11 protein-coding genes and 1 tRNA gene are annotated in these 18,786 nt (G+C 68.6%); 1 reads left to right on the top strand and 11 read right to left on the bottom strand.

Going from position 1 to position 18,786, the window contains the following annotated elements:
- Positions 1–406 precede the first annotated feature (406 nt).
- The 11 genes from LQ564_RS21470 to LQ564_RS21420 form a co-directional block, all read right to left on the bottom strand.
- Positions 407–1,789, bottom strand: a complete 1,383-nt coding sequence (locus LQ564_RS21470) for an undecaprenyl-phosphate glucose phosphotransferase (RefSeq protein WP_231060145.1) — start codon at positions 1,787–1,789, stop codon at positions 407–409.
- An 18-nt stretch (positions 1,790–1,807) separates the two neighbouring features.
- On the bottom strand, positions 1,808–3,031 hold the full coding sequence (gene epsL, locus LQ564_RS21465; RefSeq protein WP_231060144.1) for an XrtB/PEP-CTERM-associated polysaccharide biosynthesis outer membrane protein EpsL: 1,224 nt from the start codon (positions 3,029–3,031) through the stop codon (positions 1,808–1,810).
- Between the two features lie 35 nt (positions 3,032–3,066).
- Entirely contained in the window at positions 3,067–3,792 is a 726-nt protein-coding gene (locus tag LQ564_RS21460) for a CAAX prenyl protease-related protein (RefSeq protein WP_231060143.1), read from the bottom strand.
- 49 nt (positions 3,793–3,841) lie between these two features.
- Positions 3,842–5,767 carry an ATP-binding cassette domain-containing protein gene (locus LQ564_RS21455; RefSeq protein ID WP_231060142.1) on the bottom strand — a complete coding sequence of 642 codons (1,926 nt, stop codon included), beginning with the start codon at positions 5,765–5,767 and terminating at the stop codon, positions 3,842–3,844.
- Between the two features lie 72 nt (positions 5,768–5,839).
- Complete coding sequence (locus LQ564_RS21450; protein WP_231060141.1) at positions 5,840–8,122, bottom strand: hybrid sensor histidine kinase/response regulator; 2,283 nt, start codon at positions 8,120–8,122, stop codon at positions 5,840–5,842.
- An 82-nt stretch (positions 8,123–8,204) separates the two neighbouring features.
- Positions 8,205–8,279: transfer RNA gene (locus tag LQ564_RS21445), tRNA-Arg, on the bottom strand.
- A 69-nt stretch (positions 8,280–8,348) separates the two neighbouring features.
- Complete coding sequence (locus LQ564_RS21440; RefSeq protein WP_231060240.1) at positions 8,349–8,870, bottom strand: MarR family winged helix-turn-helix transcriptional regulator; 522 nt, start codon at positions 8,868–8,870, stop codon at positions 8,349–8,351.
- Positions 8,871–8,875: 5 nt separating this feature from the next.
- Complete coding sequence (locus LQ564_RS21435; RefSeq protein WP_231060140.1) at positions 8,876–10,516, bottom strand: AMP-binding protein; 1,641 nt, start codon at positions 10,514–10,516, stop codon at positions 8,876–8,878.
- 61 nt (positions 10,517–10,577) lie between these two features.
- Positions 10,578–11,219, bottom strand: coding sequence for a response regulator (locus LQ564_RS21430; RefSeq protein ID WP_231060139.1), 642 nt, complete (start codon positions 11,217–11,219; stop codon positions 10,578–10,580).
- A 51-nt stretch (positions 11,220–11,270) separates the two neighbouring features.
- Positions 11,271–15,509 carry a hybrid sensor histidine kinase/response regulator gene (locus tag LQ564_RS21425; RefSeq protein WP_231060138.1) on the bottom strand — a complete coding sequence of 1,413 codons (4,239 nt, stop codon included), beginning with the start codon at positions 15,507–15,509 and terminating at the stop codon, positions 11,271–11,273.
- Positions 15,506–16,675 (bottom strand): patatin-like phospholipase family protein, encoded by a 1,170-nt coding sequence (locus LQ564_RS21420; RefSeq protein ID WP_231060137.1) that lies wholly within the window; start codon positions 16,673–16,675, stop codon positions 15,506–15,508. Before LQ564_RS21420 ends, LQ564_RS21425 begins: the two co-directional genes overlap by 4 nt.
- A gap of 368 nt (positions 16,676–17,043) precedes the next feature.
- On the opposite strand from LQ564_RS21420, the gene LQ564_RS21415 reads away from it, so the two are divergent.
- A complete protein-coding gene (locus tag LQ564_RS21415) occupies positions 17,044–18,786 on the top strand; it encodes a CocE/NonD family hydrolase (RefSeq protein WP_231060136.1) in 1,743 nt (580 codons plus the stop codon).

The raw sequence follows: 18,786 nt of genomic DNA, 5'->3' as shown, positions 1-18,786 counted from the left end.
TTCTATCGTGCGTGTGGCGTTTAAGTCAAGCCTAAGCGATTTATTTCCGAAACGAATTTAAAGTGTTTTCACCAGTAAATGTCGTCACTTTGTCGACAATTGATGACTTTTCGCAAAACCCAACCATACCCGGATTCTGTATTCGATGTCGCTAATGTCAACAGGTTCTGCGCTTTCGTAGGTGGGCGGTCCTCCGCCCACGCGTTCACATCACTGTCGATCAGCCTGCGCGGCTATTCATGTCCCGGTAATCACCGCGTGGGCGGCATAGCCGCCCACCCTACGAGGGTGTGAAAAATTCGTCCATGGCTGCGTTGCCTCGTCTCGCCGTACGAGTGTACTGTCTTCGACTCGGCGCCTTGCCATAGCCGTTTTTTCACACCCTCTACGAAAAACGACACCATTATTAGTGCGCGTTCTGGCGCGACAGCACCACCTTGACGGTTTTCAGGATGATCCACAGATCCAGCCACAGCGACCAGTTGCGCAGGTAGTCAAGATCGTGCTGGATCCGCGCCTCCATCTTGTCGAGGGTCGCGGTCTCGCCGCGCAAGCCGTTGACCTGGGCCCAGCCGGTGATCCCGGGGCGCACCTTGTGGCGCAGCATGTAGCCCTTGATCAGCTTGCGGTACAGCTCGTTATGAGCGACGGCGTGCGGGCGCGGGCCGACCAGGCTCATGCGTCCTTGCAGCACGTTGATGAATTGCGGCAGCTCGTCGAGCGAGGTGCGGCGCAGGAAGCCGCCGATCGGCGTGATGCGCTGGTCGTTCCTCGAGGCCTGCACCACGTTCGGCCCGTCCTCGGTGACCGTCATCGAGCGGAATTTGTAGACGTAGATCTCTTCCCCATACAGCCCGTAGCGACGCTGGCGGAAGATCACCGGCCCCGGCGAAGTGAAGCGCACGGCGAGCGCGATCACCAGCATCAGCGGCGCCAGCAAGAGCAGGATCAGGCTGCCGATCACGATGTCGCTGCCGCGCTTGAGCACGCTGTTGAAGCCCATGAAAGGGGTCTCGCTGATGGCGATCACCGGCATGCCGCCGACGGTATCGAAGCGCGCCTGCATCAGGTCGAACACGTAGACGTCGGGCAGGAAGTACACCGAGGCCGTGGTGTCCTTCAGTTCGTCGATCAGCTTGCGGATGCGCGGCTGGGCCGAGATCGGCTGGCTGATGAAAATCATCTTGATATTGTGCTGGCGCACGTACTGGCAGACGTCGGCCATGCCGCCCAGCACCGGGTACTGCATGCTGGCGGGCCGCCGCTCGTCGGCGCGGTCTTCGAAGAAGCCCTCGACTTCCATGAACAGGTTCGGATGGCGCTCGCACACGCCGGCGAACTTGATGCCGACGTCGTTGCAGCCGACCACCACGATCGAGCGCACTTCGCGCGAGCGGTCGCGGCTGCCGGTGGCCTTGCGTACCGCCAGGTGGCTGGCCAGGATGGTGACCGGGGTGGCGACGAACCAGGCCAGCAGCACGCGCTCGTCATAGAAATATTTCAGGCCGGACGCCGAGCCCAGGAAATACAGCACCGCCATGGTCAGGCACCAGCCGAACACCGTGTCGCGCGCATACGCCACCATGCGCCCGCTGCGCCAGGTGCGGTAGGGGTCGACGTGCTGGTACACGGCGGACGAGATGAAGAAGGCCAGGATCATCAGCACCAGCGAGTAGCCCGAGAACGGTTCGCCGTAGTACAGGGTCGCCAGATAGAGCGTCCCCATGATGATCAGGGGATCGAGCACGCGCTGGAAGAAGGAGATGATCGGGATATCGTTGACCGTCATGTGAACCTTCCGCGCGGCTCAGAAGAGCACGTTCGCGCTGACCATCACGGTGTTGGCGTCGAACTTGCCCAGGCCCAGGTTCTCGGAGCCGCTGCGCGACTGGTGCTGCCAGCCGGCCGACACCGCGACCTTGCGTTTGGCCTGCCAGGTGGCGCGCAGGCTGGCGGTGCGCAGCGAATCGCTCAGCTCGCCCCTGCCGCTGAAGGCTTCGCGCGGATTGTAGGCGCGCTGCTCGTAGGCGGCATTGCCCTCGACCTTGATCTTGCCGGTGGCGGCCCAGGTGGCGCCCACGCTGGCGCCGCGGTTGAGCGTATAGCTGACGATGGTGCTCTCGATCGGCGCGAATTCGCGCCAGACCGAGGCGTTGTAGCTGATCTTGCCCTTCGGCGTGTAGGTGCCGTTCAGGCGGCCGTTGAAGCCGCTGGTCTTGCCCTCGCCGAACGACAATTGCTCGCGCCGCACATAGCCGGCCAGCGCCTGCAAGGTGGTGGTGCCGGTCGCGTACCAGTTGACCCGCACCTTGAGTTCGTCCTGGGTGAAGTCGTCGATCAGCACGCCCGTGGCGGCTGGCCGGCGGAAGGGATACACGCCCTTCACGCGGCGCGCCACCAGGCCGACCGAGTTGCCCGAGCGCGGCGTGTACAGCAGCTCGGCTTCCGTCGCCTTTTCGGTGCGGTTGTTCCAGCGCTGGCGCAGCAGTTCGTACTCGTAGCGGTCGCGCGTGAAGCCGGTGCGGATCTTCCAGCTCGGGTGCATCTTGTAGCCGGCGTCGACCCATTGCTTGCGCTGCTCGCGCACATTGCGCTCGTCGCTGAAGAAGTCGGTATAGGGCGCCAGGGTGCGGTTGTACAGCGCCCCGGCCTGCCCTTCGAACTTGTTGCCGACTTCCCAGAACCAGGTGCCCTGCAGGTCGCGCCCGTCGTAGTCGAGCTGCTGGAAGTGGTCGAAGTTGACTTTCGAGGCCTTGGCAACCACCGCCACGCGCTGGCGGCTGATGCGTTTGTTGTACACCACGCCCGCGTCAAGCTGGCGCCAGCGGTCGCTCTTCTGGCCGCCGAAGGCGGGCCGGTTGTCGGGCACCCGCAGCAGGTTGTCGTCGTAGCCCCAGCCGATGCCGCCGTACAGGCGCAGGCCCTCCTCGGGTTCGGCGGCGCGCGCGCCGCCCGGCAGCAGGAACAGGGCCCCGACCAGTGCCGGCAGCAGGGCCAGGGAGGTGGAAAGTTGCGGGCGTGGATGCGTCATCGTCTTTGTCTTCTTCGAGGTTTTCGCGTCAGGAATCACCAGAACTGCCAGCTTCCGGTCGTGACGACCCAGATGCCGAGCATGCCGTTGGTGACAGCGTGGGCGAGCACCGCCGACCACAGATTGCGGTGGCGCATATAAAGGAGTGCATAAGCGACGCCGGCGACGATGCCGGCCAGCCACAGGTTGTGCTCGAAGCCGAACAGGACGCTCGAAATCAGGAAACCCTTGAGGCCGACCCGGGCCGGCTCCAGGGCTTCGAAGTCGGCCGCATCGGCCCAGCGCATCACGAAAGAGCGCCAGAACAATTCTTCCATGACGGGCACGACCACGGCGGCGCCGAGGATGCGGATCACGACCAGCGGCCAGTTCAGGCCGCCGTCGGTGCGCGGGTCATAGCCCGGGGCGGAGCCGACCGTCATCCAGGCGGCGTCGAGGTTGATCCAGAGCACCAGCACGACGGCGCCGACCGCGATCGCGGTGAGCAGCTGCGCCGGCTTGGGTAGGGGGACGTGCAGCTCGTGGTAGCCGCGCCAGAAGGCGGCCAGCAGCACCGCCACCACGCCGACCTGCACCGGGTAGAGCCAGCGCAGCTCGGCGCGGCTGAAGCCGGCGCGCTCGAGCAGGTCGCCGAGGACGATGAAGAAGATATAGGCCGCGAACGGCAGGATCCGCGCCCAGGCGGCGCGGCTGAACAGCGGGGTGTCGACCGACATGGCGGGGCTGGCTGGAGCGGTACGGGGTTCGTTGTGCTCGGTCATGTCCTCTGGTCCACGGGCGCCTGGCCCGCCGCTTGGGTTACACCATCCGCTACTCGCCCCGCGCGCGGGCTTCGATGCGCTCCCAGCGTTCCAGGGCGTCGAGCAGCAGTTCGTCGATCTCGGCGTGCCGCGCGCTGATGCGCTTGGCGTCGCCGGGATTCTGCTTGTAGAAGTCCGCCGAGTTCAGCTGGGCCGTAATGGCGGACTGCTCATCCTCGAGAGTGGCGATCAGCTGGGGAAGTTCCTCCAGCTCGCGCTGCTCCTTGTAGCTCAACTTTACCTTTTTGCTCGGCGTACTCTGTGCGGTAGATGACATTTCGCTGTCTTTGGCGGGGGCCGCCGCGGGCGCCGCTGCAGCCTTGACCGCACGCGCCGGCTCGCTCGCCTTCACCCGCTCCCAGTCAGTGTAGCCGCCAACATATTCGCGCCATGTTCCGTTGCCTTCCGCCACGATCACCTGGGTGACGACGTTGTCGAGGAAGGTGCGGTCGTGGCTGACCAGGAACACGGTGCCGGTGTATTCCTCAAGCAATTCCTCTAGCAATTCCAGGGTTTCGATGTCGAGGTCGTTGGTCGGTTCGTCCAGCACCAGGCAGTTGGCCGGCTTGGCGAACAGGCGCGCCAGCAGCAGGCGGTTGCGCTCGCCACCGGACAGCGACTTGACCGGCGAACGCGCGCGTTCCGGCGCGAACAGGAAGTCGTTCAGGTAAGTCATCACATGCTTCTTCTGGCCATTGATCTCGACCCAGTCGCTGCCCGGCGAGATGGTGTCGGCCAGGCTCGCCTCTTCGTTGAGCTGGGCCCGCATCTGGTCGAAATAGGCGACGTTCAATCTGGTGCCGAGCTTGACGCTGCCGCTGTCGGCGGTCTCGTCGCCCAGGATGATGCGCAGCAAGGTGGTCTTGCCGGCGCCGTTCGGGCCGATCAGGCCGACCTTGTCGCCACGCAGGATGGTGCCGGTGAAATTGCTGACGATGACTTTCTCGCCGAACGACTTGGAGATGTTCTCCATGTCCGCCACGATCTTGCCCGAACGCTCGCCCGAGGCGACTTCGAGCCGCACGGTGCCCTGCTGCTCGCGGCGTGCGGCGCGCTGCAGGCGCAGCGCTTCCAGGCGCCGCACGCGGCCCTCGTCGCGGGTGCGGCGCGCCTGCACGCCCTTGCGGATCCACACCTCTTCCTGGGCCAGGAACTTGTCGAACTTGGCGTTTTCCACTTCCTCGTTGGCAAGCAGTTCGCGCTTGCGCTCCTGGTAGGTCGAGAAGTTGCCCGGGAACGAGAGCAGGCGGCCGCGGTCGAGCTCGATGATCCGGGTGGCGACGTTGTCGAGGAAGCTGCGGTCGTGGGTGATGAACAGGACCGAGCCGCGGAATTCGCGCAGCAGGCCCTCCAGCCACTTGATCGAGGTGAAGTCGAGGTGGTTGGTCGGCTCGTCCAGCAGCAGCACGTCGGGACCCGACACCAGGGCCACGGCCAGCGCCACGCGCTTCTGCATCCCGCCCGACAGGGTGCCCATCTTCGCCTCGCGATTCAGGCCCAGGCGGTCGAGCGTGGTGTCGACCTTGTGCGTGAGGTTCCAGGCGTCGACGGCGTCGAGCTTCAGTTGCAGCTCGTGCATGCGCTCCATCAGGGCGTCGTCGTTGTCGCCGCCGAACTGGCCGGTGATGGCTTCGTACTCGGCCAGCATGGCCTGCTGGTCGCCCATGCCGCCGGCCACGGCGTCGAACACGGTGGCTTCCGGATCGAACACCGGTTCCTGCTCGACGTAGGCGATCTTGATGCCTTGCTGCATGACCAACAGGCCGTCGTCGAGCTTCGAGCGGCCCGAGATGATCTTCAGCAGCGAGGACTTGCCGGTGCCGTTGCGGCCGATCAGGCCGACGCGTTCGCCGGTCTCGAGGGAAAAGTCAGCGTGGTCGAGCAGCGCGACGTGGCCGAAGGCCAGCTGCGCGGAGGTAAGGGAGATGACAGCCATGATCGGTGAAGCCAGAGAAAATTGAAGGAAGCGTGCATTGTACCGGCTGGATGGATCGGGCCGGAACGTTTGCTATGAAACCCGTGGAGATGTTTCGGCCAACCATGCGGCGAGCGCGCCTGCATCGACCGGTTTGACGAAATGCGCGTCAAAACCCGCGTCGCGGCTGGCCAGCCGGTCATGCGGCTGCCCATACCCCGTCATCGCCGCCAGCCGAACCTGCTCCAGCCCGGGAATCCGGCGCAGCCGCTGGGCCAGCTCCTTGCCATCCATCCCCGGCAGCCCGATGTCGAGCAGGCAGACCTGCGGCTGTTCCAGGCGCGCCCGCTCGAGCGCCGCTTCGGCTCCGAACTCGACGCTGACCTGGTAGCCGAGCAGCTCCAGCAGCATCGCCGCCAGTTCCGCCGCATCGACGTTGTCGTCCACCACCAGCACCCGCAGCGCGTCGCCGGCACGGGGCAGCGGCGCGGCGGCGCCCGGCGCGGCCCGGTCCGGCAGGGACAGGAGCGGCAGGGTCACCGTGAAGGTGCTGCCGCGTCCCTCCCCTTCGCTGGCGGCGGAGACCGTGCCGCCGTGCAGCTGCACCAGGCTGCGCACCAGCGCCAGGCCGACGCCGAGGCCGCCCTGCGAGCGGTCGGGGCTGCGTTTGCCCTGGTGGAACAGCTCGAAGGCGCTGGCCACCAGTTCGGGCGCCATGCCGACCCCGTTGTCGCGCACCGACACCACGGCGCGGCCATCGGCGATGCCGGCGTCCAGCACGATGTGGCCGCGCGCCGGGGTGTACTTGGCGGCGTTGCCGAGGATGTTGGCCAGCACCTGCACCAGGCGCTTGCGGTCGCCCGCGACCTGCGCGTCGCCCAGCGCCGCGCGCACCTCCAGCCGGTGGCCGCGGCCTTCGAGCAGCGGGCGCACCTGCTCGACGGCGTCGTCGATCACGGCGGCCAGCCCCACGCTGTCCTTGTCCAGGGTCACCATGCCGCGGGTGACGCGCGAGACGTCCATCAGGTCGTCGATCAGGCCGGTCATGTGGGTGGCCTGGCGCGAGATCACCTTGCCGACCTGCTGCACCCGCTCGGGCAAGCCGTTCGACAGCCCGAGCAGCGAGGCCGCGGTCACGATCGGCGCCAGCGGATTGCGCAATTCGTGCGCCAGCATCGCCAGGAACTCGTCCTTGCGACGGTCGGCCTGCTGCAGCGCCTGCTGGGCCAGCTTCTGTTCGTGGATGTCGGTGCAGGTGCCCATCCAGCGCACGATCGTCCCGCCCTCGTCGCGCACCGGCAGCGCGCGCCCCAGCACCCAGCGCCAGGCGCCGCTGTGGTGGCGCAGCCGGTATTCGATCTCGTAGGTGGCGCCAGTGCGCAGCGACTCGCGCCATTTTTCCCAGGCCAGCTCGCGGTCGTCCGGGTGGAACAAATCGTTCCAGCCGTCGCCGTCGGTCGAGCCGTAAGGCACGCCGGTGAAGGCATACCACTGGTCGTTGTAATAGTCGTGGAAGCCGTCGGCGCGGGTCGACCACACCGCCTGCGGCATGGCGTTGGCGATCACGCGGAAGCGCAGCTCGGCCTCGACGCGGGCGCTGACGTCGAGCACCGCGCCCGACAGCCAGGCCGGCGTGCCGTCCGGCGCCAGCGCTACCCGGCCGCGCGCCTCGATGTGGCGCCAGCCGCCGCCCGCGCGCCGGATGCGGTAGTTGTCGCTGAACGATTCGCCGCTGGCCAGGGCGCGGGCGATGCGGGCCTGGACCTGCGGCACGTCGTCCGGGTGGATGGCGGCGAGAAAGGCGCTCACCGGGCCGCCGCCGGCATCTTCTTCCGACACGCCGTACCAGGCGCGCAGGGTGGCGTCGGCATACAGGCGGTCGGCCGGCACGTCCCAGTCCCAGGTCGCGACGCCGGCGGCGTCCAGCGCCGTGGCCAGGCGCCGGTGCGCCGCGCTCTCGTCGACGGTGAAGGTCAGGCCGCGCACCACGCCCGCCAGCGTGCGCAGCGGTGTCGCAGCGATGCTGCGCCCGGCCGGCTTGAAAGGCAGGTCGAGCGGCGGCAGGCGTCCCGCCAGCGCATCGGCCAGCACCGGCGCCAGCGCCGCGGCGGCTTGCGGCCAGGCCTCGCGCAGCGGACGCCCGAGGGCGGCCGGGTGGCGGCTGCCCAGCAGCGGCACGCAGGCGTCGTTATAGAACAGCAGGCCCGCTTCGCCCCAGGCCACGAACACCGGGATGCCGGCGTCGAGCATGCGGCGCAGCCCGAACTGCAGGGCCGGCTCCCACCGGGCCGGATCGCCGCAGGGCGTGGCCGCCCAGTCGTGGCTGGCCAGCAGGGATTCGGCGGCGTCAGGCCGTCCGGGTACGGGGAAGAACATGGAAGGAGGCACGCGCGCGCCGGAGATCGAAGCAGGCAGTATAGCCGAGCTCGGGGTGAATACGTTGCAGAGCGAACAGAACTGGTGTCGCCAGCAGGAATCGAACCTGCATCTAAGTCTTAGGAGGACCTTGTACTATCCATTGTACTATGGCGACACATGCGCGACAGCGGTCGGCAGCCCCATATTGTACCAGCGGTCTTGCCAAACCAGAACACCGGCGCGCTCAACGTCCCTCGTCGATGCGCAAGCGCCCCTTCATCGACGTCAGCAACCCGATCAGGGCCGCCTTGTCCTCGTCCGGGATGTCGGCCAGCATCTCGTCGATCCAGCGCTCGTGCACCGCGGCCATCTCGGCAAAGGCGGCGCGCCCGGCGGGGGTCAGGCGCACCGCCCAGGCGCGCCGGTCGCTGGGGTCGGGCACACGCTGCACCAGCTTCTCGCGTTCGAGCTGGTCGGTGATGCCGGTGACGTTGCCGCCGGTGACCATCATGCGCTTCGACAGCTCGCCCATGCGCAGGCCGTCGGGATGGCGCTCGAGCTGGGCCATCAGGTCGAAGCGCGGCAGGGTGACGCCGAAGGCGGCGCGCAGGCGGGTGCGGATCTCGTTCTCGATGCGCACGGTGCACGAGAGCATGCGCAGCCACAGCTTGAGCGACTGGTGATGGTCCGGCGTCAGGCGGCTGGCAAGATCCAGCCCGGCTTCCCGTCTCTCGTTGTCCCCGTCCTGGCCTTCGGCGTCCTTCATCGTCGTCAACCTTCGCTCATGCGCAATTTAAACCGTTGCAGTTTACCGGTTTCGGTACGCGGCAGCGCCTCGCGGAAGCGCACCACGCGCGGATACTTGTAGGGCGCGATGTGCGCCTTGACGAATTCCTGCAGCGCCAGCGCCGTCTCCCCGGACGGCGCATGCCCCGGCTTGAGCACCACGTGGGCCTCGACCACCTGGCCGCGCTCGGGGTCGAGCCTGCCGACCACCCCGCACTCGGCCACCGCCGGATGGTGCAGCAGGGTTTCCTCGACCTCGGCGCCGGCGATGTTGTAGCCGGCCGAGATGATCATGTCGTCCAGCCGCGAGCGGTAATAAAAATAGCCGTCGGCGTCCATCTCGTAGGCGTCGCCGGTGATGTTCCAGCCACCCTCCACGTAGTCGCGCTGGCGCGGGTCGTCCAGGTAACGGCAGCCGGTCGGCCCCTTGACCGCCAGGCGCCCGATCACGCCGGGGCCGGCCGGCAGACCGTCCTCGCCCAGGATGCAGGCGACATAGCCCGGCACCGGCTTGCCGGTGGCGCCCGGACGCACCTCGTCTCCCGCGGCCGAAATGAAAATGTGCAGCATCTCGGTGGCGCCGATCCCGTCGATCATCTCCAGGCCGCTGGCCTCCTTCCACGCCGCGCGCGTGGCCAGCGGCAGCGCTTCGCCGGCCGACACCGTGCGCGTGAGACTCGTCACATCGAAACGGCCGGCCAGCTGCGCCATCTGGCGGTAGAAGGTCGGCGCGGTGAAGCAGACGGTGGCGCGGTGTTCCTCGATCGCCGTCAACAGGGTCTCGGGCGTGAGCTTTTCCAGCAGCACCGCGCCGGCGCCGACGCGCAAGGGGAACAGCAGCAGCCCGCCCAGGCCGAAGGTGAAGGCCAGCGGCGGGGTGCCGATGAAGACGTCGTCGCTGCGCGATTGCAGGGTGTGGCGCGGGAAGCAGTCGCAGATCGCCAGCAGGTCGCGGTGGAAGTGCATGGTCCCCTTCGGCACGCCGGTGGTGCCGGAGGTGAAGCTGATCAGGCAGACGTCGTCGGCCGCCGTGTCGGGCGCGGCGAAGGGATCGCCGTGCGCCGCCATGCGCGCCTCCAGCCCGTCGGATGCGGCGCCGGCATCGAACAGCAGCAGCGGCAGCGCGGGGCCCTCCATCGCGTCGACCTCGGCGCGCAGCGCGGCCGCCGACAGGACGGCGTCGACCTGCGCGCGTGCGGCGATGGTGTTCAGTTCGCGCGAGCGCAAGAGCGGCATGGTCGGCACCGCGATGCAGCCGGCCTTGATCACGGCCAGGATGCAGGCCGCCATCATCGGACAGTTGGCGCCGCGCAGCAGCACCCGGTTGCCGGTGGCGAGCTTCAGGTCGCGCCGCAGCACGTGGGCGATGCGGTCGACCCGGGCCGCCAGCTCGGCATAGGTCCAGCGTTCGCGCGCACCCACCAGGGCGGTACGCCCGTTCCAGCCGCGCACCGCGGCCACCTCGAACAGCTCGGCCACGGCGTTCAGGCGCGCCGGATAGCGCAGCTCGGGCAGGTCGAAGCGCAGTTCCGGCCATTCTTCGAAGGGAGGCAGCTTGCTGCGGGCGAAGCCGTCGGCATAGCCGGAAGGCGCGAGCGGGTGAGCGGCAACGGCAGCGTCGGTCATGGCGGGATCCCTGTCGAGTTCAAGACAACAGCCGCGGATACTTTAAATCTAAAGTAACAGGTCAGCAAGCGGAATCGTCGGCCGCCTTGCGCGCCAGCGCATCCTGGCGCTCGAGCGCATCGAGCGCATGCGCGACGGCGCCCGCATCGCCCGCGCGCAGCAGCGCCGCACTCTCCATCAGGCCGAGGGTGGCGCAGCCTTCCGCCAGGCGCGCCGCGCCCGGCCCGCCGCCGGTGCGCGCATCGATCAGCTGGCGGCGCAGGCCAGCGAAGTACACCAGCAGGCGCTCTAGCGTAATGCCGAGGCGGTGCGCCACCGCCTGCGGGTCTTCCCCGGCGCCCGGCGCCAGCTTGTCGAGCTGGGCCCGCACCGCATCGATGCGGAAGGGCTTGGCGATGTAGCCGTCGGCGCCCAGGCGGCCGGCCTGTTCCAGGGTCTCGGCGTCGGAGGCGGCCGAGACCAGCACGAAGGGAATCCCCGCCGTTGCCGCACTCCCGCGCAGGCGCGCCAGCAGGCCCAGGCCGTCCAGCCGCGGCATGCGCAGGTCGCAGAACACGATGTCGGGCCGCAGCCCGTCCGCCAGCAGGCGCCAGGCGTCCTCGCCATCCTCCGCTTCCAGGATCTCGGCGCGCACGCAGCCGTCGACCTGATGCATCAACATCATGCGCGAAACCACGTCGTCATCGACCACCAGGACCTTCATGCCGCCACCATCGGATTGACCATGGCGCGATTATAGTGGGCGAGCCGTTTATCAAGCGTCCTGGAAGGCGGCCAGGTGCCGCTCCAGGCGCGCGCCGGCCGCCGCCAGGCCCGGCGCATCGCCGGCGTCGGCCAGCGCTTCCAGCTCGGCGCACAGCCGTTCCAGCCCGGCTTCGCCCAGGTGGGCGGCGCTGCCGCGCAGGCCGTGCAGCACCCTGCCCGCCTCGGTCATGTCGCCGGCCGCGAGCGCCGCATCGAGTTCGGCGCGGCGGCGCGGCAGGTCGGCGGCAAAGGCCGCGCGCAGGCGCTCCTGCAGCCCGCCGCCGCGCGGGACGGGTCGCGGCGGCGCGGGCTCGGGCGCCACGCCGAACATGGCGTCGAGCGCCGCCACCGGCGGCGCATCCATCGCATCCAGCGCGGCCGGCATCGGCGGCATCGGCGGCAGTTCGACGCCGCGCGCGCGCTGGCGCTCGATCGCGCGCGAAATCTGCGCGTGCAGCGCGTCCTCGTCGATCGGCTTGGTGAGGAAGCCGTCCATGCCGCAGGCGAGATAGCGGGTGCGGTCTTCCAGGCTGGCGTTGGCGGTCAGGGCCACGATCATCACGTGGGTGTCGAGCACGCGCGCATCCGGCGTGCCGCCGGCGCGGATCACCCGGGTCGCATTGGCGCCGTCCATCTCGGGCATGCGCCCGTCCATCAGCACCAGGTCGTAGCGCGTGCGGCTGCAGGCCGCCACCGCCTGCAGGCCGTCGGCGGCGACGTCGACCAGGTGGCCCATCTCCTCGATCATGGTGCGGGCGATGATCTGGTTGGTCGGGAAGTCCTCGGCGCACAGGATGCGCAAGCGGTGCGTGTGCGGCGCGCGCGCCGGGTTGTCGGCCTGCGGCGGCGCGACGCCGTCGGCCAGCGGCAGCAGCACGCTGAAGGTGCTGCCCTTGCCCTCGACGCTGTTGACGCCGATCGAGCCGCCCATCAGGGTCACCAGCTGGCGGCAGATGGCCAGGCCCAGGCCGGTGCCGCCGTAGCGGCGCGTGGTGCCGGCGTCGGCCTGCTCGAACTTCTGGAACAGGCGCGGCAAGGCGTCCGGCGCAATCCCGATGCCGGTGTCGCGCACCGTGAAGCGCACCATGTTCCAGCCCTCCCCGCGCACCTGGTCGTCGTCGCGGCGCTCGACCTCGATCTTGATACTGCCCTCGGTGGTGAACTTGAAGGCGTTGCCGAGCAGGTTGACCAGCACCTGGCGCAGGCGGGTCGGGTCGCCCTCGACGAAATGCGGCACGCCGGGGCCGACCTTGACCTCAAAGCCGACGTTTCTAGCCGCCGCGCCTTCCTCGAACAGGCTGGCCACGCCGCGGATCGCCGCGTGCAGGTCGAAGTCGATGTTCTCGATACTCAGCTTGCCGGCCTCGATCTTGGAAAAGTCGAGCAGGTCGTTGATGATCGCCAGCAGGGCCTGGGCATTGGCCTGGCCCAGCGCGATCTGCTCGCGCGTGTTGTCGCGCAGGACCGGATCGCGCAGCGCGAAGCCGAGCATGCCGATCACGCCGGCCAGCGGGGTGCGCATCTCGTGGCTCATGTTCGCCAGGAACTCGGATTTCTGGCGCGTGGCGTCCTCGGCGCGCTGCTTGGCCTGGCGCAGGAATTCCTCGTTCTCCTGCAGCGCGCGGTAGGCGCGCGCCAGTTCGTTGGACTGCTGGCGCACCCGCCCTTCCTTGTCGCGCAACTCGGCGGCCTGGCGTTCCAGCACCCGGTTCTGGCGCTCGACCTCCTCGGTGCGCACGCCGACCTGGTGCGCCAGCTGTTCCTTCTGGCGCCGCAGGCCGGACAGGCGCAGGCGCACCCCGCCATACACCAGCGCCAGGGCCAGCGCCAGCAGGGCCGCGCGGAACCAGGGCGTGCCCCAGGGCGGCGGCTCGATCGTGATCGCCAGCGCCGCCACCTGCTCGCTCCAGACCCCGTCCTTGTTGGCGGCGCGCACCCGGAACACATAGGTGCCGGGATCGAGGTTGGTGTAGGTCGCGAAGCGCTTGCCGGCATCGGCCTGCACCCACTGCTCGTCGAAGCCGTCGAGGCGGTAGGCGAAGCGGTTGCGCTCGGGCGCGGCGAAGTGCAGCGCCGAGAATTCGAGCGAGAACACCGAGGCGCTGGGCGGCAGGGTCACCGATTCGGCATGCTCGACCGGCCCCTTCAGCAGGCCCGGGAAGGCTTGCTCGACCGGCTGATTGAAGATCGCCAGGCCGGTGATCACGGGACGCGGCGCGACCCGGTTGTCGCGGATCGCGCGCGGATCGAAGGCCGTGATGCCGTTGAAGCCGCCGAAGTACAGGGTGCCGTCGGCGGTCCTGAGCGCCGCGCCGTCGAAGAAGGCGCCCTCGGTGATGCCGTCGGCCGAGGTGTAGCTGCGCCAGCGCCCGCTCTCGGGATCGAAGCAGGACAGGCCGGCCGTGGTGCTGACCCACAGGCGGCCGTCGGCGTCTTCCAGGATCGCGGCCACGGCGTCGTCGATCAGGCCGTGCCGGGTCGTGTAGCGCACGAACGAGACCGAGCCGTCCTTCGCGGTGACCATGCGGTTCAGCCCCACCGCGGTGCCGACCCAGATGTCGCCGCGGCTGTCCTCGAACAGGTAATGGACCTCGTCGTGGCTCAGGCTGGCCGCGTCATAGGGATCGTGGCGGAAGTGGCGGAAGCGCCCGCTGGCGCGGTCCATCAGGTCCAGGCCGTCGAAGGTGCCGATCCACATGCGGCCGCGCCGGTCGTGCAGGATCGGGCGCACGATGTCGTCGGCCAGGCTGGTCGACTTCGCCGGATCGTGGCGATAGCTCTCGATGGCGCGCGTCTTCGGGTCCATGCGGTGCAGGCCGCCGCGGGTGGCGATCCACAGGAAGCCGTCCTCCCCCGCCAGGATGTTGCGCACGTTGTTGGCGTCGGCGTCGCCCGGCAGCGGCAGGCGCGTGAAGCGGCGCGTGCCCGGGTCGAAGATGGTGAGGCCGGTGCGGCTGCCGATCCACAGCCTGCCGGCGCGGTCGCGCGCCAGCGCCGACGCCGGCACGTCGATGATGCTGTTCGGGTTGTCCGGCTCGTGGCGGTAGACCGTGGTCTTGCCGGTGCCGGGGTCGACCCGGTTCAGCGCGGTGCCGGTGCCGACCCAGATGGCGCCGCTGTCGCCGTCGGCCAGCAGCGCGCGCGCCTTGTTGTCGGCCAGGGTGTCGGGCGCCTCGTCGCGCCGCACGATGCGCGCGAAGCCGCCGCTGCCCAGATCGACCCGCGACACGCCGGCATACCAGGTGCCGACCCAGAAGGTGCCGAGGCGGTCGCGGTACAGGGCGGACACCTGGTTGTCGCCCAGGCTGTGGCGGTCGGTGACGGCGTGGCGGTGGCTGTCGAAGGTGTCCTCGCGGCCGCGCCAGCGCAGCAGGCCGTCGTCGTGGGTGCCGACCCAGATCTCGCCGGCGGCGTCGCGGTACAGGGCCGTGATCCACCACGGCCCGATGCCGTCGCGCGGACCGAAGCGGCGCACGCTGCCCGCCTGCGGGCCGCGCAGCGCGCGCCGCTCCAGGCCGCCCAGGCGCCCCACCCACAGGCGCGCGTCGCCGTCGACCATCAATGCGTGCACGGGACTCGCGCGCGGAGCCAGGTCGGAGCCGTGGTGTTCGATGCGCTCGCGCTGCGGGCCCAGGCTGTCCAGGCCCCCGCCGGTGCCGATCCACAGGCGGCCGTCGCCGTCCATCGCCAGCGCGTTGACGTTGTCGTCGCTCAGCGAGCGCTCGTCGCCGCGCGCATGGTGCCAGGTGGTGAAGCGGCGCAGCACCGTGTCGAAGTGCTGCAGGCCGTCGTTGGTGCCGATCCACAGCCCGTCCTCGCCATCGCCGACGATGGCGTTGATGTGGCGGTTGCCGTTGCCGCGGCGCGCGGTCTCGTCGGGCGTGAACAGGGTGAAGGACTGGGTGACCGGATCGAACAGATTGAGGCCGCCGTCGGTGCCGAGCCACAGGCGCCCGTGGCGGTCCAGGTGCAGCACCCGCACCCAGTTGTTCGACAGCGCGCGCGGCTTGCCGGTCGCCGCGCGATAGTTGACGACGCGGTAGCCGTCGAAGCGCGACAGGCCGTTCTGGGTGCCGAACCACATGAAGCCGTCGCGGTCTTGCACCACCGACAGCACCGTCTCCTGGGCCATGCCCTCGGCCACCGACAGGTGCTCGAAGCGCAGGGTCGGACGCGGCGCCGTCGCCATCGCGGCGGCGCCCAGGGCCAGCAACAGCAGGCCGGCGATGCATCGCAGCAGCGCGCTCATTCGGGGAAGAAGGCGAGCACGTCGTCGCGCCGGGCCAGGGTGTCGCGTTCGCCGAGGCGGATCAGCTCGCGCGTGTAGCTGCCTTCGAACAGCAGGTAGGACGCCAGCGCCGACCCGCGCGACTCCAGCGCCCCGATCCCGCCCAGCAGGGTGCGCACCGGCGCCGGCAGGCTGTGGACGTGGCGCGCCGCGAGGTCGTCCAGCCGCTCGGACGGCGCGATTACCAAGAGTTCCACGCGCTTGAGCGGCAGGTAGCCGCGCGCCTGCGGCGCGACCCGCTCGAGGGTCTGGTTGATGCGCTGCAGGCGCTCGATGTCGGCCGCCAGGCTGTCGAGGAAGATCGAGGACAGCGCATGGCCGCCGATCTGCGCCAGGGTCGGGTAGCCGCCATGCGGCAGCGGATCGGGCGCCGGCTCCGACATGCGCCCCGCCCCCACCACCAGCACCCGCGTCGCGCCCAGGTGGATGGCCGGCGAGATCGGCGCCAGCTGGCGCATCGATCCGTCGCCGCAGTACTCGCGCCGGCCCGCCAGGTACAGCGGCACCGCCGGGAAGATGAAGGGAATCGCGCTCGACGCCAGCAGGTGCTCGACGCTGATCTGGGTGGCCAGCGCCAGGCGCTGGTGGCGCATCCAGGGCGCGATCTCGCGCGCGGCCTGATAAAAGGTGATGTGCTGGCCGCTGCTGTACGAGGACGCGGTGATCGCCAGCGCATCCAGCACACCGTCGGCCAGCGCGGCGTCGAGGCGCGGCAGGTCGATCGCATGGTGCAGCAGGCCCGCCAGCGGCGTGTTGTCGAGCAGCGACCGGGGCGGCGCCGCGCGCCACTTGCGCAGCAGCCAGCCGAAGGAGAGCAAGAACAGCCAGCGCGCGCCGGAGCGCAGCACGGCAAGGGAATCGGCGCGGTAGACCTGCTCGGCGGCGACGCCTTCCCAGACCTTGAGCAGGCCGCGCACGGCGCTCGAGAAATCGTCGGCGCGGCAGGCCAGCGCGGTGGCGTTCAGTGCGCCGGCCGAGGTGCCGCAGATGACGTGGAACGGCGAGCGCAGCGCCGGACGGCCGGCGTCGGCCAGGATACGGGCGATGGCATGCATCACGCCAGCCTGATAGGCGGCGCGCGCTCCACCGCCTGTGAGGACCAGGCCTGTTTTTTCGATGCTGTCCACCCTGCCAAGGGTAGCAAAAAATGGGTATCCCTTGGGAAATAAATACTGAATGCGGGGCGAACAGTTGGATTTCGCCGACGTTCGGCATGTATCCCCCGCCGCCGCCCGACACCGGTAAGTTGATGCTGACTAGGAAGCTGATGTATATTTCATTTTCAGAATATTTTTCTTATTTTGAAATATTCTTTGATCGCGATCAGTCACAGGAGAGCCGTCCCATGCATGCCTTCGCCCGCCTTGCGCCGTCCATCTTCCTTACCCTCTTCCTTGGCACGACACTGGGTACGCTGTCCCCATGCGCCATTGCGCAAGACCAGGCCGATGACGCAGCCAGGACCCGGCCCGCCCCATGGACAGTCAGCGACGTCATGATCCCCATGCGTGACGGCGCCAGGCTGCACACCAGGATCTTCGTGCCCGCCGGAGCAAGGACGGCGCTGCCGATCCTGTTCCTGCGCACCCCCTACGGCATCGACGACTCTGCCCAGGCGATCGAGAGCCGCTACAAGGAGCTGTTTGACGACGGCTACATCTTCGCCTTCCAGGACATCCGCGGCAAATTCGGCTCCGAAGGCGACTTCGTCATGCTGCGCCCGGCGCGCAAGGCGGGTGACAGCAAGGGCCTCGACGAGGGCACCGACGCCTACGACAGCATCGAATGGATGCTCAAGAACGTCCCCGCCAACAACGGCAAGGTCGGCATGCTGGGCAACTCCTACCTGGGCTGGACCTCGGTCATGGCCTCGCTCGAACCGCACCCCGCCTTGAAGGCGATCGCGCCGATGGCCTCCCCCGCCGACATGTGGCTGGGCGACGACTTCTATCACAATGGCGCCTTCCGCCTGAGCTACGGCTTCGAGTACGCCTACATGATGGAAGACGGCAAGGGCAACAGCCAGTTCGCCTTCGACCGCTACGACACCTACACCTGGTACCTGGGCCTCGGCTCGCTCGCCAACGTCAACCGCGACATCTTCAGGAACCGCATCACGACCTGGAACGATTTCACGGCGCACCCCGACTACGACGCCTTCTGGAAGCGGCGTTCCTTCGCCCTGGATACACCGGAACTGAAAGTGCCGACCCTGAACGTGGCCGGATGGTGGGACCAGGAAGATTTCTATGGTCCGATGAAGATCTACGAGACCCTGGAAAAACGCGACAAGCGCGGCCTGAACTTTCTTGTCGTGGGACCGTGGAAGCACGGCGGCGCGCGCGTCGGGCCGGGCGATTCGCTGGGCGCGATCGGCTTCGACAGCGCGACCGCGAAGTACTACCGCGAGCGGATCGAGATCCCCTGGTTCGCCTACCACCTGAAGGGACAGGGCAAGCTCGACCTGCCGGAGGCGCTGACCTTCGAGGCCGGCAGCAACCAGTGGCGGCGCTGGGACACCTGGCCGCCGAAGGCCGGCGTCGAGCAGCGCAAGCTGTACTTCGGCGCGGACCGTTCGCTGTCGTTCTCCGCGCCGAACAACGACGCCGAAGCGTTCGACAGCTTCGTCGCCGATCCGGCGCATCCGGTGCCGTATCGCCACCGTCCGATCCAGGCCACCTACTTCCCCGGCGGCTCGGCCTGGTCGACCTGGCTGGTCGAGGACCAGCGTTTCGTGGATGGGCGGCCGGACGTGCTGACCTGGGAAAGCGCGCCGCTGGCGAACGACCTGACCATCGCCGGCAGCGTCACGGCGAACCTGTTCGCCTCCACCACCGGCAGCGACGCCGACTGGGTCGTCAAGCTGATCGACGTCCATCCCGAGCACATGCCCGGCAACTGGCCGATGTCGGGTTTCCAGCTGATGGTCTCCAGCGAAGTGTTCCGCGGACGCTACCGGCAGGGTTTCGACAAGCCCGTGGCGATCCAGTCCGGCGCCGTGCTGCCCTATGCCTTCAGCCTGCACACGCAGAACTACACCTTCCGCAAGGGCCACCGCGTGATGGTGCAGGTGCAGAGCAGCTGGTTCCCGCTGATCGACCGCAATCCGCAGACCTTCGTGCCCAACATCTTCACGGCGAAGGACAGCGACTTCCGGCCGGCGACGCACCGGGTCTACCGGTCGGCAAGCCATCCCTCGCACGTGTCGATCCCGGTGGTATCCTCGCCTTCACGGTGA

Source organism: Massilia phyllostachyos, assembly GCF_021044825.1.
In the GTDB taxonomy this organism is placed as follows: Bacteria; Pseudomonadota; Gammaproteobacteria; order Burkholderiales; family Burkholderiaceae_D; genus Telluria; species Telluria phyllostachyos.
The sequence above is the reverse complement of the archived record's forward strand: the minus strand, read 5'-3'. Positions and strand labels throughout refer to the sequence as shown.

Coding starts and splice junctions, on each gene's coding strand:
- LQ564_RS21450 (WP_231060141.1), bottom strand. CDS start 8,122: ATGTTCTTCCCCGTACCCGGACGGCCTGACGCCGCCGAATCCCTGCTG.
- LQ564_RS21455 (WP_231060142.1), bottom strand. CDS start 5,767: ATGGCTGTCATCTCCCTTACCTCCGCGCAGCTGGCCTTCGGCCACGTC.
- epsL (WP_231060144.1), bottom strand. CDS start 3,031: ATGACGCATCCACGCCCGCAACTTTCCACCTCCCTGGCCCTGCTGCCG.
- LQ564_RS21470 (WP_231060145.1), bottom strand. CDS start 1,789: ATGACGGTCAACGATATCCCGATCATCTCCTTCTTCCAGCGCGTGCTC.
- LQ564_RS21425 (WP_231060138.1), bottom strand. CDS start 15,509: ATGAGCGCGCTGCTGCGATGCATCGCCGGCCTGCTGTTGCTGGCCCTG.
- LQ564_RS21460 (WP_231060143.1), bottom strand. CDS start 3,792: ATGACCGAGCACAACGAACCCCGTACCGCTCCAGCCAGCCCCGCCATG.
- LQ564_RS21415 (WP_231060136.1), top strand. CDS start 17,044: ATGATCCCCATGCGTGACGGCGCCAGGCTGCACACCAGGATCTTCGTG.
- LQ564_RS21430 (WP_231060139.1), bottom strand. CDS start 11,219: ATGAAGGTCCTGGTGGTCGATGACGACGTGGTTTCGCGCATGATGTTG.
- LQ564_RS21435 (WP_231060140.1), bottom strand. CDS start 10,516: ATGACCGACGCTGCCGTTGCCGCTCACCCGCTCGCGCCTTCCGGCTAT.
- LQ564_RS21440 (WP_231060240.1), bottom strand. CDS start 8,870: ATGAAGGACGCCGAAGGCCAGGACGGGGACAACGAGAGACGGGAAGCC.